The 14,329-nt window shown below is 70.7% G+C and carries 11 protein-coding genes; all 11 read left to right on the top strand.

The annotated features are described in order from the left end of the window. The first annotated feature begins 455 nt into the window (after positions 1-455). On the top strand, positions 456-2,081 hold the full coding sequence (locus tag HKD39_RS13070; RefSeq protein ID WP_171200315.1) for a phytoene desaturase family protein: 1,626 nt from the start codon (positions 456-458) through the stop codon (positions 2,079-2,081). Positions 2,082-2,197: 116 nt separating this feature from the next. Beyond that, positions 2,198-3,406: a trans-sulfuration enzyme family protein gene (locus tag HKD39_RS13065; RefSeq protein ID WP_171200314.1), complete on the top strand. Its 1,209-nt coding sequence runs from the start codon at positions 2,198-2,200 to the stop codon at positions 3,404-3,406. Positions 3,407-3,595: 189 nt separating this feature from the next. Next, positions 3,596-4,618 carry an ABC transporter ATP-binding protein gene (locus tag HKD39_RS13060; protein WP_171200313.1) on the top strand — a complete coding sequence of 341 codons (1,023 nt, stop codon included), beginning with the start codon at positions 3,596-3,598 and terminating at the stop codon, positions 4,616-4,618. 149 nt (positions 4,619-4,767) lie between these two features. Further along, positions 4,768-5,583: an ABC transporter permease gene (locus HKD39_RS13055; RefSeq protein WP_171200312.1), complete on the top strand. Its 816-nt coding sequence runs from the start codon at positions 4,768-4,770 to the stop codon at positions 5,581-5,583. Positions 5,584-5,873: 290 nt separating this feature from the next. After that, the gene (locus HKD39_RS13050) at positions 5,874-7,517 is read left to right on the top strand and encodes a sensor histidine kinase (RefSeq protein WP_171200311.1); all 1,644 of its coding nucleotides are present in this window, start codon (positions 5,874-5,876) and stop codon (positions 7,515-7,517) included. Then, a complete protein-coding gene (locus HKD39_RS13045; protein WP_171200310.1) occupies positions 7,514-8,122 on the top strand; it encodes a response regulator in 609 nt (202 codons plus the stop codon). The genes HKD39_RS13050 and HKD39_RS13045 overlap by 4 nt, the downstream gene beginning before the upstream one ends. A gap of 129 nt (positions 8,123-8,251) precedes the next feature. Continuing rightward, positions 8,252-9,022: an electron transfer flavoprotein subunit beta/FixA family protein gene (locus HKD39_RS13040; RefSeq protein ID WP_171200309.1), complete on the top strand. Its 771-nt coding sequence runs from the start codon at positions 8,252-8,254 to the stop codon at positions 9,020-9,022. A gap of 87 nt (positions 9,023-9,109) precedes the next feature. Then, a complete protein-coding gene (locus HKD39_RS13035) occupies positions 9,110-10,078 on the top strand; it encodes an electron transfer flavoprotein subunit alpha/FixB family protein (protein WP_171200308.1) in 969 nt (322 codons plus the stop codon). A gap of 303 nt (positions 10,079-10,381) precedes the next feature. Then, positions 10,382-11,878 carry an NAD-dependent succinate-semialdehyde dehydrogenase gene (locus tag HKD39_RS13030; RefSeq protein ID WP_171200307.1) on the top strand — a complete coding sequence of 499 codons (1,497 nt, stop codon included), beginning with the start codon at positions 10,382-10,384 and terminating at the stop codon, positions 11,876-11,878. 166 nt (positions 11,879-12,044) lie between these two features. Next, the gene (locus HKD39_RS13025) at positions 12,045-12,857 is read left to right on the top strand and encodes a GNAT family N-acyltransferase (RefSeq protein WP_171200306.1); all 813 of its coding nucleotides are present in this window, start codon (positions 12,045-12,047) and stop codon (positions 12,855-12,857) included. A 320-nt stretch (positions 12,858-13,177) separates the two neighbouring features. Continuing rightward, positions 13,178-14,203 (top strand): lysophospholipid acyltransferase family protein, encoded by a 1,026-nt coding sequence (locus tag HKD39_RS18875; RefSeq protein WP_212754514.1) that lies wholly within the window; start codon positions 13,178-13,180, stop codon positions 14,201-14,203. Positions 14,204-14,329 lie beyond the last annotated feature (126 nt).

The raw sequence follows: 14,329 nt of genomic DNA, 5'->3' as shown, positions 1-14,329 counted from the left end.
CCCAGGTTAGCCCTTTCGGGCTACTTGAGTGGCGATTGGGGTTGCTGCGGTACCGGCAGCGCTCGGTGGCGCGGGCACGGTGGGTGGTCGCCCCGGGTTCCGATCCGCTCGTCCGAGTGCGCTCGGTGACGGAGCCGGTGCGTCCCGTCCGGTTCGTTCCGGCCGCCCCGCCCCCGCCCGGCGCGGGCGTCCCGGGAAGACAACACGTGAGACAACATGGGTGACATCCGGGAGACAATCCGACGCAACACGTCGGGGCGCAACGGGGCCAGACCCATCGGGGCGCGACGACGCCAGCACAGTAGGCACAGTAGGCGCAGTCAGAGCGATGGGCGCAAAAACAGCAGTAGGCGCGATAGGCGCAACACGAGCAGTAGCCGCACAAGCGCAATGAACCAATAAACAGGGTGCAATGCGCCTGACGCGATCAACCGGACGCAACGAAACGAGGAGCGATGAATACCGCAGCCGACGAGCGGTCGCTGGTGGTGGTCGGTGGCGGCCACAACGGTCTGGTCGCCGCCATCCTTGCCGCCGACGCCGGCTACCAGGTGACGTTGCTGGAGCGCTCCGGCCGGCTGGGCGGGGCCACCCAGGGCGTCGCGGTGTTTTCCGGGCACAACGTGCGGCTGTCGCGCTACTCGTACCTGGTGTCGCTGTTTCCGGACGAGTTGGCCGACCGGCTCGGCATCACTCTTGCGCTGGCGTCCCGGCCGGTGTCGTCGTACACGCCGGTGCGTCGCCGCGGTCGCGACCTCGGGCTGCTGGTGCAGCGCCGGCCGGGCGCGGCGACCGCCGACTCGTTCGCCGAGTTGACCGGGTCGAGCGCCGAATACGCTGCCTGGCAACAGTTCTACGGAGAACTGGGGGAGCTGGCCGCCGTGCTCGCGCCCGCATTGCTCGGCCCGCTGCGCCGCCGCGACGAGCTGCGCCGCGCCGTTGTCGATGCCGCCGGCACACAGATCTGGCAGGACGTTTTCGAAGAACCCATCGGCGCGGCCATCACCCGGCGGTTCGCCGACGACACCGTCCGCGGCGTTGTCGCCACCGACGCGCTGATCGGCACTCACGCCTCACTGTGGGACGAGACCTTGGTGGCGAACACCTGCTTCCTGTATCACCTGATCGGCCGCGGCACCGGCGAATGGCTGGTGCCCATCGGCGGCATGGGCTCCGTCACCGACGCGCTGATCGCCAGGGCACGGCAAGCCGGGGTGACGGTGCGCACCGGCGTCACGGTGACGGGGGTGGACGAAACCCGTTCGGAGGTAACACTTGTCGGGCACGACGCCGACGGCGCCCAGCTGGAGCTGAGGGCCGATCGGCTGGCGGCCGCGGTGGCCCCCAGCATCGTCGACGGCTGGTTGGGCAGGCCGGCCGAACCGCCGAGCGGCGCACAACTCAAGGTCAACATGCTGCTCACCCGGCTGCCGAGGCTGGCCAGCGGCGTCGACCCCGAGGTGGCGTTCGCCGGCACCACCCATCTGGCCGAAGACTTCAGTGCGCTGGAGGCGGCGTGGCAGACCTCGAGCGCCGGACGCATTCCGCACCCGCTGCCGGCCGAGGTGTACTGCCATTCGCTCACCGATCCCAGCATCATGGGCGGCGAGACCGGTGCCACCCTCACCCTTTTCGGCCTGCACACTCCGGCCGAGCTGTTCGCGAGCGACCCGCAGGGCGGGAAACGGCAGGCGAGAGACTCCGCGCTCGCGGCGCTGCAGCAGTATCTGGCCGAGCCGCTGCAGGACTGCCTCGCCACCGACGCAGACGGCGAGTTCTGCGTCGAGGTGGCAACGCCACTCGACCTGCAGGAATCGATCGGCATGCCCGGCGGACACATCTTTCACGGGCCGCTGCAGTGGCCGTTCGCCTCCGATGCCGACGAAGCACCCGGGGCAGCCGAGGCGTCCGTTCCGGATTCTGCCGACGGGGCGAGCGCCTCCCCGGCCGCGCGGCGCTACGGGGTGCAGGTGCGCGGCAGCCGGCGGATCGTGCTGGCCGGAGCCGGATCCCGCCGTGGCGGTGGAGTCTCCGGGCTGGGCGGCGCGGCCGCGATCGATGCGGTGCTGGCGGATCGGTGACCCCGCCGGCCGAACCACGGCTCGGCAGCCCGACGCTGCGCCGGGTCACCATGCCGGGTCGCTGTGCCGGGTCACCGCGCCGGGGCACGGCGCGAGCAGGGTGCGAGCATGAACCCATGACCGATCCCGCCGCCGGCCAGCAGCCGACCACCACCCAGACGCCGCGGGCGCTTGGCACCCGCACCGTGCACCCGCCGCGTCCTGCCGCTGCGGCCGGACGCCCGCTCTCGCAGCCGATCTACCAGGCCAGCGTCTTCGCGCACGACGATCCGACGACGCTCACCGACTCGCTGGACAACCCGCGCGGAGCCTACGGCTACTCGCGGATGGCCAACCCGACGGTGCGTGCGCTGGAGGCCGCGGCGGCCGACCTCGAGGGTGCCGAGTTGGCCGTTGCCACCGCCAGCGGAATGGGCGCGATCCACGCCGTGCTCGGCAGCCTGCTGTCGGCCGGCGGGCACGTGGTGATCCAGGAATCCATCTACGGCGGCACCACCGGCCTGTTCGACGACATGGCGGCCCGCTGGAACATCGAGTTCACCGCGGTGCCGGGGGACGATCCCGCAGCCGTGCGGGCGGCGCTCAGGGCGGACACCGCGGCGGTGTACCTGGAGACCATCTCGAACCCGATGACGGCGATCGCCGACATCGCCGGCATCGCGGAGGTGACTCGAGGCTCAGCGGCAAAGCTGGTGGTGGACAACACCTTCGCGTCTCCCATGGGGTGCCGCCCGTTGCAGCTGGGCGCCGACGTGGTGATCCATTCAGCCACCAAGTACCTCGGCGGCCACGACGACGTGACCGCGGGCATCGCCTGCTACGCCGACGCCGAACTCGGCAGCGCTGCGTGGAAGTTCGCGGTCGCCACCGGCAGCACCCTCGACCCGTTCGCGGCCTGGCTGGTGCTGCGCGGGATGGCGACGCTGGCACTGCGGATGCGCGCCGCCGGTGCCACCGCCGCCGAGCTTGCCGACCGCCTGCGGCAACGTGATGATGTGCTGGCGGTGCATCACCCGAGCCTTGCCGGCCACCCGCAGCATCGGCTGGCGACGGAACAGTTGAATGGCTTCGGCCCGATGCTGGCGTTCGACCTCGCCGACGCCGACGCCGCCCAGCAACTGATCGGGCGACTGCAGCTGATCCAGAACGCCCCGTCGATGGGTGGGGTGGAGACGGTCGCGATGCACCCGGCCAGCACCTCGCACCGGCACTACTCGCCGCGGGCGCTGGCGGCGGCCGGCATTGCACCGGGCACCGTCAGGATCTCCACCGGAATCGAAGAGGTGGAAGACATCTGGACCGACCTGCGCGCCGCACTCGGCTGAGCCGGTGCGCCCGGTCGGCAGGGTCTGGCCGGCCTGATTGACTCGGACCGGACCTGTTGACCCGGGGCCGGATCTGTTGACTCGGCCGGGGTCTCGACGCGGCGTGACGGTTTGGCATGACAGATGTCATGCCGAACCGGTGACATCTCTCAGCGGTGCCGAACCCGTTCCAGGGCCAGGCTCGATGGCATGACCGAGAACATCGTGAGAACCCCGCGAACCGCCCCGGCGGCCGGCGGTGCCCGCCGCAACCGCCCGTCCGGCGCCTCGACTCCGGTGGCGGTTCAGTTGCAGAACCTGCGCAAGTCGTTCGGCAAGGTGGCCGCGGTGCGCGGGCTGAACCTGACCATTCAGCCTGGCGAGATCGTCGCGTTCCTCGGTCCCAACGGGGCCGGCAAGACCAGCACCATCGACATGCTGCTGGGGCTCTCGCAGCCCACCTCGGGCTCGGTGCAGGTGTTCGGTACCACGCCGCGCCGGGCCATCGAGCACGGCTTGGTGTCGGCGGTGTTGCAGACCGGCGGGCTGCTGCGTGATCTCACCGTCGAGGAGACGCTGCGCTACACCGGATCGCTGTTCAACCACACCCAGAACATCCGGGAAGTGTTGCAGCGCGCGGGAATTGAGCGACTTGCCGGTACTAGGGTCGGCAAGTGCTCCGGTGGTGAGCAACAGCGCCTGCGGTTCGCGATGGCGCTGCTCAGCGACCCGGCATTGATCGTCCTTGACGAGCCCACCACCGGCATGGACGTGACCGGCCGGCGGGACTTCTGGACAGCCATCCAGGCCGACGCCCGCCGCGGCCGCACCGTGTTGTTCGCCACCCACTACCTGGAGGAGGCCGACCAGTACGCCAACCGGATCGTGCTGATCCGCGACGGAGAACTGGTGGCCGACGGCACCTCGGCCGCGATCAAGGCGCAGGCATCCGGTCGCACCGTGCGGGCCACCCTGCCCGGCCTGAGCAATGCGGACGCCGCCAGGTTCCCGGCCGTCACCGGCGCGGACATCAACGGCGAGGTCGTCACCTTCCACACCACCGACTCCGACCAGTTGGCCAGGTTCCTGCTCACCCGGACGCAGGCCCGCGACGTCGAGATCACCGCGCACAGCCTTGATCAAGCGTTCATCGCGCTGACCTCGCAGTCGCCGCCCGGCGATGGGATCGCCGCGCCACGCCCCGGCTCGCCGGACGCGCGCCCCGCGGGCTGAGCGGGCCGACCCGTCCCCTGCCCAGCCGTCCGCACCCGAGTCACCCCGTCCAGCCGTCCGCACCCGAGTCACCCCGTCCAGCCGGCCTGGCCCAAATCCACCCGTTCAAGCAGTCCCGACCCAGCTCAGCTTCCAGAAAGGCAAAATCCATGGCGCACACCACGATTGACGGCGGGGCGGCAACGGTCCCGGCCGCCGCCCCGCCCGGAATCAGCAGCCGCAACGCTCCACGGCTTGGCGGTTTCAACGCCACCATGCTGGCCATCGAGCTGCGCCGGTTGCTGCGCAACCGACGCTCGATGATCTTCGCCGTCCTGATGCCGGTGGTGTTCTACTTCGTCTTCAGATCCCAGAGTTTCGATGCCGGTGGCGGCAACACCGCCGCCTTCGTGGCGATCTCCCTGGGTGTCTACGCCGCGATGGTGTCGACCGCGTCGGTGTCGTCCGGCGTCTCGGTCGAGCGATCCCAGGGTTGGTCGCGTCAGCTGCGGATCACGCCGCTGTCGGGCACCGCCTACATCGTCAGCAAAATCTTGGTGGCGATGGTGATGGGACTGGTCTCGATGGGCCTGGTGTACGCGATCGCGGCCGCGACCGGGGCGCAGATGAGCGCCTCGGCCTGGGTCGAGTCGTTCCTGCTCGGTTGGCTCGGCTCGATGCTGATGGCCGCCTTCGGATTGATGGTGGGCTTCCTGCTGCCGGCCGAGAACGCCATGCAGGTGATGGGGATGGCGTTGACCCTGCTGGCCTTTGCCGGCGGCGTGTTCATTCCGCAGACGGTGTTCAGCACCGGCTTCGATCTGTTCGCCAGGCTCACGCCGATGTACGGCGTTACCGGGCTCGCCCACGCACCGGTGTTGGGTTGGGACCACCTCGGCATCTGGCTGCTGAACATCGGCGCCTGGGCCGTGATCTTCGTCGGTGCGGCGGTACTGCTGTTCCGTAGGGACACCAAGCGGGTGTGACGGCAGTCGGGTCCGGTGGCAGTGAGCCTGCTGGCAGTGAGTCAGGGCACCGAGCCTGCTGGCACCGAGCCCGCTGGCGCTGCGGCGCAAACGCTTCGGACCGTCGCGAGAACAAACCGTCGCGAGAAAAATAGGTGCCTGGATCGATGCTTGCGGAATCCGACCTGGGCAGATGCCGATCGAGACGCCGATTCTTCCCGCGGGCCCGCGGATGGATGGGACTGGCTGACCGTGCACCGAAGCCCGACGCCGACCGAGGACCGGTCCGACGGTAGGAGAATATGGGTGCTATGAAAACTGCCGAGGTGGTGCGCCGCGCCCTGACCGGGTGGCGCGCGATGCTGGGCACCGCGGCAGGTCGGCGGCCGGCAGCGTGGGTACCGGCACCTCAGCTCCGGCAGCGGAGCGATGCGCGCGAGACCAGCGGCGCCGTCAGCGGTGAAACTCCCGCAGGCTCCGACAGCCGCTCCGGTGCCCACCCAGGCGGCGACCCAGGCGGCGGCAGCACAAGGCACACCGACCGGTCCGGGCTGTTGATCTCGTTGTTCTGGAGCTGCATCTGGCTGTTCTGGTTGGTCCAGCCGGTGGCGTCGCTGTGGTTCCACCGGTCGTTCGCCGCGGCGCTGACCGGATCCGTGCTGGTGGCACTGTTCGGTGCCCTGTACGTCGCGCACCTGGTGCTGCAGCGGGCGGTGATGGTTCGGGTCCGGTGGCCGCTGCGGACGTGGCCGAACGTGGCCGGGCTGGCCAGGTTCGCGGCGCTGGGTGCGGTCGCCGCCGGGCTGGTGCTGGTGGCCGGGCAGGACGGGTTCCCTGCGGTGTTCTTCGTGGCGATCAGCGCGGTCTGGACGCTGCCGCTGTGGGCCGCGGGGTGCTGTGCCGCGATGGCGGGAGCCGGTTACTGGATTCTGCAGCTGCACGTGTCCGGCTGGGTCGAGGACACCGGCTCTTTGTTCGGTCTCGGGTTCGGGTTTCTCGGTGCGCTGCTTGGCATCTCGGGTGCTCGCCGGCAGCGGGAACTGCAGCGCGAACGGGAGCGGAACGCCCAACTGATGGTGGCCGACGAGCGGGCGAGGTTCGCGCGGGATCTGCATGATCTGCTCGGTCACTCGCTCACCGTGATGACGGTCAAGGCGGAGTTGGCCGGCCGGCTGTTCGACCTCGACCCGGCGGCCGCGCGGCGCGAGGTCGGCGACCTGGAACGCCTGTCTCGGCAGGCGCTCAGTGACGTGCGGGGCGCGGTAGAGGGCTACCGCGAGATTTCGCTGAACACCGAGTTGATCGGGGCGAGGAACGCGCTGGACGCCGCCGGCATCCGCGCCGAGCTGCCCTCAGCGCTCGGCGATGTGCCTGACGATCTGCGCGAGCTGTTCGCCTGGACCGTCCGCGAGGCGATCACCAACGTGCTGCGGCACTCCGCCGCCACCCGGTGCAGCATCAGGATCACCGAGACGGCGATCACCGTGCGGGACAACGGTTTCGGTGCGGCGGACGCCAACGCCGGCGTCTTCGCCGACGCTGCTGCGGGCCGGTCGGATACCGCGGCGGCCGGGGCCGCCGACGGCGGGCACGGCCTACGCAGCCTGCGCGAGCGAGCCGCTGCCGTCGGCGCCACCGTCGTCACCCGGCGGCTGCGCCCCGGCTTCGAGCTCACCGTCACCGTCCTGCCAACCACAGGGCCGCCTGCCGACCCGGCCGCTGCCGCTCCGCTCACCGGGCGGCCCGCCGAGCCGCCCGTCGAGACGCCCGTCACGGCGGCAGTCGAACCGTCGGGCGAACCGTTTGGCGGAGCGCTGGCACCGCTGGTGGCCGTCCCGGCCGTCCGGGGGCGGACACCAAGGGCCGCAACCGCATCCACCGGCCAGGGCACACCCGCGCGGCAGCCGGTATCGGATCGCGCCGCCGATCGCGGCGCCGGCGGCGGTGCCCGGTGAGCATCAGGGTGCTGCTGGCCGACGATCAGGCGTTGGTCCGCGGTGCGCTCGCCGCGCTGCTTCGGCTGGAGCCGGATCTCGAGGTGGTCGGCGAGGTCGGCGACGGCCGGGCCGCGGTGGCCGCCGCCCGCTCGCTGCAACCCGACGTGGTGTTGATGGACGTCGAGATGCCGGTGCTGGACGGGCTGGCCGCCACCGCACAGCTGACCGAGCAGGCGCCGGCTGTCCGGGTGCTGGTGGTCACCACCTTCGGGCGTCCCGGCTACCTGCGCCGCGGATTGCAAGCCGGCGCAGCGGGTTTCGTCGTCAAGGACACTCCGGCGCGCGAGCTTGCCGACGCGGTGCGGCGGGTGCACGCCGGGTTGCGGGTGCTTGATCCGGCGCTGGCCTCCGCCAGCCTGCTGGCCGGCGACTCGCCGCTGACCGAGCGGGAGGGCGAGGTATTGCGGGCCGCCGAGGCGGGCGGGACGGTGGCCGACATCGCCAAGGCGCTGCATCTGTCCGACGGGACCGTGCGCAACTACCTGTCGTCGGCGATCGGCAAGACCAACACCAGAACCAGGGCCGAAGCTGCCAGGCAAGCCCGCTCGTACGGCTGGCTCTGAGCCGACGGTAAGCTAGGTGTCGGTAAGTTACTCACCAGTAACTTATCGACCGACACCCCTTGTGATGATGTGGTGGTAGCGCACCCACTCCGGGAACCCCCGGAGAGCGCAGAGAGGATGAAGCCAGGCATGAATATCGCCGTTCTGGTCAAGCAGGTCCCCGATACCTACGCCGAGCGCCGCTTGAAGGACGACGGCACCCTCGACCGTGACGCCGGCGAGGCCGTCATCGACGAGATCGACTCCCGTGGCGTCGAGGTGGCGCTGCAACTCGCCGAGCAGCACGGCGGCGAGGTGACCGTTGTCACCATGGGCCCGCAGCGCGCCACCGAGGCGCTGCGCAAGGCACTGGCGATGGGCGCCGACAAGGCCGTGCATCTGGTGGACGACGCGCTGGCCGGCTCCGACGCCTGGCAGACGTCGGCGGCGCTGGCCGCGGCGCTGCGCACCGTCGGGTTCGACCTGGTGATCACCGGTAACGAGGCGTCGGACGGGATGACCGGTACGGTGCCCGCGATGCTGGCCGAGCGGCTCGGCCTGCCGCAGGTCACCTCGGCCCGCAAGGTCACGGTGGACGGGACGACGCTGTCCGCCGAGAAGCTGATCGACGGCGGGTACGCCGAGGTCACCGCGCCGTTGCCGGCGCTGGTCAGCGTGTCGGAGAAGATCGCCGACCCGCGCTATCCGAACTTCAAGGGCATCATGGCGGCCAAGAAGAAGCCGGTGCAGACGCTCAGCGCCGCCGACCTCGGGCTGTCGAACACCGGCGGGGCGAATGCGGCGTCCAGGGTGGTCAGTTCCGCACCGAAGCCGCCCCGCGAGGCCGGCCAGAAGATCACCGACGACGGGACCGCCGGCGCGAAGGTGGCCGAGTTCCTCGCCACCGAGCGGCTGATCTGACCCGCGCCCGGTCCACCCCGGTAGTCGCGAAACCGCCGAGCCTTCGAAAAAGCCCTCCGCTTCCACATCGTTGAGGAGACAACAACTATGCCAACAGTTCTGGTTCTTGCCGAGCACGCCGACGGGGCGTTGCGACCCGTCACCGGCGAGCTGCTGACCGCTGCCCGCAGGGTCGGCACCCCGGCCGCCGTCGTGGTCGGTGCTCCCGGTGCCGCCGCGGCGCTGGCCGGTGAGCTGGCCGCCGCCGGCGCCGAGAAGATCTTCGTCGCCGAATCACCCGATGCCGACAGCTACGCCGTCACCCCCCAGGTGGCGGCCCTGCAAGCCGCCGTCGAAGCCGCCGGCGGTGCCGGAGAGGTCGCGGCGGTGCTGTTGCCGAACACCGTCGACGGCCGCGACATCGCCGGTCGGCTCGCCATCCGGCTGGATTCCGGGGTGATCGCCGATGCTGTCGACCTGGACGAATCCGTGGTCGCCACGCTGTCCGTCTTCGGCGGCAGCTACGTCGTGACATCCCAAGTGACGCAGGGCATTCCGGTGATCACGGTGCGAGCGGGCGCCGTCACCGCCGAGCCGGTGGCCGGAGCGGGGGAGCAGGTTCCCGTGCAGTTCACCGTCGACCCCGCCACCGCCACCACCGTGACGGCGGTGCATACCGAACCGGCCGGCGACCGCCCCGACCTGGCCGCGGCGCAGACCGTGGTGTCCGGTGGCCGCGGCGTCGGCAGCGCCGACAAGTTCAGCGTCGTCGAACAGCTTGCCGACGCCCTCGGTGCCGCCGTCGGTGCCTCGCGCGCCGCTGTCGACTCCGGCTACTACCCACACCAGTTCCAGGTCGGGCAGACCGGGACGACGGTGTCGCCGCAGCTGTACATCGCGCTGGGCATCTCCGGTGCCATCCAACACCGCGCCGGCATGCAGACCTCCAAGAGCATCGTCGCGGTGAACAAGGATCCGGACGCGCCGATCTTCGAGATCGCCGACTTCGGTGTTGTCGGTGACCTGTTCGACGTCGCCCCGCAGCTGACCCAGGAGGTCAGCTCGCGCAAGGGCTGATCCGCCCGCTGCTGGCCGTCGCCCGCTGAGCGGGCCGTCGGCACCGCCGTCCGTTTGCACTGCCGCCCGCACCCCCGGCCGGACGCGCACCGCGCGTCCGGCCGGGGGTGCGGGTGTGCGCCGAGCACAAAACCGCCGCGAAATTCGGCGTGGTGTTTCACCTCACGGCACCCGCAGCAGCGCTCGGCCCCGCGCATCGCAGGGGCGCGCCGGAAAGTACCGTTGAGCGCAAACCGGGGAACACCCTCGTCACCAGCGCGGAGCTGGCACGTCAGCACAGCGCTCAACCAGCGGGAGCAGCCGATGTCCGTCACCGAAAAGGCAAAGTCAGCAACAGCCGGAGTCAGCGAGCAGCAGATCACCGAGCTGATCGATTCGGTCCCCAAGGGCCTGCTGATCGGCGGCGAATGGGTCGAACCCGGCCCGAGTTTCGACGTGATCAACCCGGCCACCGGCAAGGCGCTGACCTCGGTGGCTGATGCCAACGCCGACCACGGCATTGCCGCCCTCGATGCTGCGGTGGCCGCGCAGAAATCTTGGGCCGCAACCGATCCCCGTGAGCGCGGCGAGCTGTTGCGGGCAGCGTTCGAGGCGTTGACCGCGCGCGTGGACGAGTTCGCGTTGTTGATGACCCTGGAGATGGGCAAGCCGCTGGCCGAGGCCAGGGGCGAGGTCAGCTATGCGGCGGAGTTCCTGCGCTGGTTCTCCGAGGAGGCCGTGCGGATCGACGGCCGGTATGCCGTCGCCCCGTCCGGCGGCACTCGGCTGCTCACCATGAAGCAGCCGGTCGGGCCGGCCTACGCGATCACCCCGTGGAACTTCCCGCTCGCCATGGGCACCCGCAAACTCGCGCCCGCGTTCGCAGCCGGCTGCACCATGGTGGTGAAACCGGCCAAGCAGACGCCGCTGTCGACATTGGCGCTGGCGCAACTGTTCATCGATGTGGGCCTGCCGGCGGGTGTCCTCGGTGTGGTGCAAACCTCCAATGCCGCAGCGGTTTCCGAGCCGATCATCGCCGACCCGCGGCTGCGCAAGCTCACCTTCACCGGCTCGACCGGGGTGGGGCAGGGGCTGATCGCGCAATCCGCCACCAACGTGCTGAAGGTCTCGATGGAGCTGGGCGGCAATGCCCCGTTCGTCGTCTTCGCCGATGCCGATCTGGATCGCGCGGTGGCCGGGGCGATGCTCGCCAAGATGCGCAACATCGGCGAGGCCTGCACCGCAGCGAACCGATTCATCGTGCACAAGGACGTGTGCGAGGAGTTTGCCGCGCGGCTCACCGAGAAGATGAGCGCGCTCACCGTCGCCCCTGGCACCGACCCGGCGTCGCAGGTCGGCCCGCTGATCGACGAGGCCGCCATCGACAAGGTGACCGAGCTGGTGGACGACGCCGTCAAGGCCGGTGCCACCGTCACCACCGGCGGCAAGCCGCTGGGCGGGGAGGGCTACTTCTACCCACCGACGGTGCTCACCTCGGTGCCGGCCAGCGCCAGGATGTTCAGCGAGGAGATCTTCGGTCCGGTGGCGCCGATCACCACCTTCGAGACCGAGGAGCAGGCGATCGCCCTCGCCAACGACACCGAATACGGTTTGGTCAGCTATCTGTTCACCCAGGACGTCAGCAGGGCGCTGCGGGTGGCAGAAGCGTTGGAGTCCGGCATGATCGGCCTCAATCAGGGCGTGGTGTCGAACCCGGCCGCTCCGTTCGGCGGCATCAAGGCCTCCGGCCTTGGCCGGGAGGGCGGCCCCGAGGGCATCGACGAGTACCTGGAGACCAAGTACGTGGGGATCGCCCTCTGAATACCTCTGAATAGCTCTGAACGCTCTGCGGACCCGGGGTAGCCGGGCCGGCAAGCGGCAGGCGCCGGCGACGCCGGTGGTGCCGCCCCGAGCCTTCACCTAAACGTCACCGGGCCTCCACCCGGCGAACGCCGGCAGCGCTCCCTGCGGGTCCAGCATCAGCACCGTGACCACCACCGAGCTGCTGCTTGATGCGCCGGACCCACGAAGCCCCCAGCGGGCCCGCTACCGATTGACCCTCGCCGGCGACGCCACCGAGGTCGCTGCCGCCCAACACCTTCGGCATCGGATCTTCAGCGAAGAGTTCGGTGCCAGCACGCCGGGGCCCGAGCTCCTGGACGCGGATGAGTTCGACGATCACTGCGACCATCTGATCGTCTGGCACGAGCAGACCGACCCGGACCGCGGCGCGCTGCACACCACGGGTAGGGAAGCGGTCGCCACCTACCGGCTGTTGCCGGCCCACAGCAACGATGCCGACCCGCGCAGCGCTGGGCTGTACTCCGGCGGCGAGTTCGATCTGACGCCGCTGGAACCGCTGCTGTCCAGCGCCGTCGAGGCCGGCAGGTCCTGCGTGGCCGCCGAACACCGCAGTGGCACAGCGGTTTCGCTGCTGTGGGGCGGCATCGCACGCTACATGCACCTCGCCGGCTATCGCTACCTGTTGGGCTGCGCATCCATCTCGCTGGCCGACGGCGGCGGGAACGCGGCCGCCTTTGCCGACCTGGCCGCTGCCAGGCACCTGGCGGCGCCGGAACTGCGTTGCGTGCCGCACCGGCCGTTGCCGCTCGACGGGCTACCGCGGCCCGCTCGGGCCGTCATCCCGCCGCTGCTGCGCGGGTATCTGCGGCTCGGCGCCGTGGTGTGCGGCGCGCCGGCGCACGACCCCGAGTTCGGCACCGCCGACTTCTTGGTGCTGCTGGATCTGGACAACACCGACCGGCGCTATCTGCGCTTCTTCCTCGGCGGATCGTCGTGAGCCTGCTCGCGGCCGCGGTGTCCGGCCGCCGCCCTTCGGTGCTGCCCGTCGCTCCGACGCCGGCGGAGCGCGACCACCGCGGGACGGGCGCGATCGCCTCCGGAGCCGCTGCACCCACTGCACCCACTGAACCAACTGCACCCGCTGAACCCACTGGACCCGCTGGACCCGCTGCACCTGCTGAACCCGCTGGACCCATTGCACCCGCTGGACCCATTGCACCCGCTGGACCCACTGCATCCGCTGGGCCCGCTGGACGTAGCAGCGGGGCGATCGACTGCACCCGCGATCGGTGCGGAGCCGACTGTGTCGATCCGGCGGTGGCTCCGCTCGGGCTGCGGCGTGGGCCGCTGGCCAGGGCCGGGGTGGCCCTGGCCGCCGCTCTGGTGCTGGCCATCGGAGCGACGCTGGTACGGCTGGCTGCCAGGTCCGGCCGCATCGACCGGGCCTGTTGGGTGCAGGGCAGGGCCGCGCGCTGGCTGCTGCGGGCGCTGCGCATCACGGTGCGGGTCAAGGGATCTCCGCGCTCCGGGCCCGCTGTGGTGGTCGGCAATCACATCTCGTTCCTTGACGTGCTGGCCCTGTCGGCGCAGCAACCGCTGCGTCAGGTGGCCAAGGACGAGGTTGGTTCCTGGCCGCTGGTCGGCGGACTGGCCCGGTGCAGCGGGAGCATCTTCCTGCGCCGCGACCGCTGGTCAGAGCTGCCCGCAGCGATCGACGCCATGGCGGCGGCGCTGCGTTCGGGCGCCAAGGTGCAGTTCTTCCCCGAGGCCACCACCAGGTGCGGCGGGGCACTGGATCGCTTTCACCGCAGCCTGTTCCAGGCCGCCATCGACACGGCAGTGGTGGTCGCTCCGGTCACCGTGCGCTACCTGGATGCCACCGGATCGCCGTGCGCGGCTCCGGCCTTCGTCGGCGACGAAACCATGCTCACCGCGCTGCGGCGGGTGCTGGCGATGCGCGGCCTGACGATCGAGTTGCGCTGGCTGCCGGTGGTCCCGGCCATCGCCGGCACCGGCCACCGGGCCACCGACCGGGCCCGGCTGGCTGAGCGGGTGCAGCGGGCTGTGGCCGACGACCTTGGCAGTGCGGTGCTGGCGGGCCGGCGCTCAACGAGCGCGCCAGAGGCCGAGTCGCCGGCGCAGGCTGAGTTGGTGGCGCACGGTGAGTTGGTGGCGCACGGTGAGTTGGTGGCGCAGGGTGAGTTGGTGGCGCCGGCCGAGTCGTCGGGCTCGGGTGGGGTGCCGGTGTCGGGTGAGGCGCCGGTGGCGCAGGGATTCGGCATGCTGCCCGGGCCGCGTTCCGAGCCGGTCGACGGCGCGCAGCGCCGGACTGTTGCGGCCTGACGGGCCCTGACGGGCAACCACGAGGTGTCGTGCGCGGCGTAAGCGCATCGCCACTGGCTCCGGAAATGCCGAAGCGCCGGGCGGGGTCGGTGCCGCCCGGCGCTTCATGGCACTGTTCCAGTGGCT

This window comes from Nakamurella aerolata, assembly GCF_013002705.1.
In the GTDB taxonomy this organism is placed as follows: domain Bacteria; phylum Actinomycetota; class Actinomycetes; order Mycobacteriales; family Nakamurellaceae; genus Nakamurella; species Nakamurella aerolata.
Note: the sequence above shows the minus strand (reverse complement) of the source record. Positions and strands in the feature narration are given on the sequence as shown.

What these genes read in the sequence shown, in the direction of transcription:
- HKD39_RS13070 (WP_171200315.1), top strand. Translation starts at nt 456, where the DNA reads ATGAATACCGCAGCCGACGAGCGGTCGCTGGTGGTGGTCGGTGGCGGC.
- HKD39_RS13065 (WP_171200314.1), top strand. Translation starts at nt 2,198, where the DNA reads ATGACCGATCCCGCCGCCGGCCAGCAGCCGACCACCACCCAGACGCCG.
- HKD39_RS13060 (WP_171200313.1), top strand. Translation starts at nt 3,596, where the DNA reads ATGACCGAGAACATCGTGAGAACCCCGCGAACCGCCCCGGCGGCCGGC.
- HKD39_RS13055 (WP_171200312.1), top strand. Translation starts at nt 4,768, where the DNA reads ATGGCGCACACCACGATTGACGGCGGGGCGGCAACGGTCCCGGCCGCC.
- HKD39_RS13050 (WP_171200311.1), top strand. Translation starts at nt 5,874, where the DNA reads ATGAAAACTGCCGAGGTGGTGCGCCGCGCCCTGACCGGGTGGCGCGCG.
- HKD39_RS13040 (WP_171200309.1), top strand. Translation starts at nt 8,252, where the DNA reads ATGAATATCGCCGTTCTGGTCAAGCAGGTCCCCGATACCTACGCCGAG.
- HKD39_RS13035 (WP_171200308.1), top strand. Translation starts at nt 9,110, where the DNA reads ATGCCAACAGTTCTGGTTCTTGCCGAGCACGCCGACGGGGCGTTGCGA.
- HKD39_RS13030 (WP_171200307.1), top strand. Translation starts at nt 10,382, where the DNA reads ATGTCCGTCACCGAAAAGGCAAAGTCAGCAACAGCCGGAGTCAGCGAG.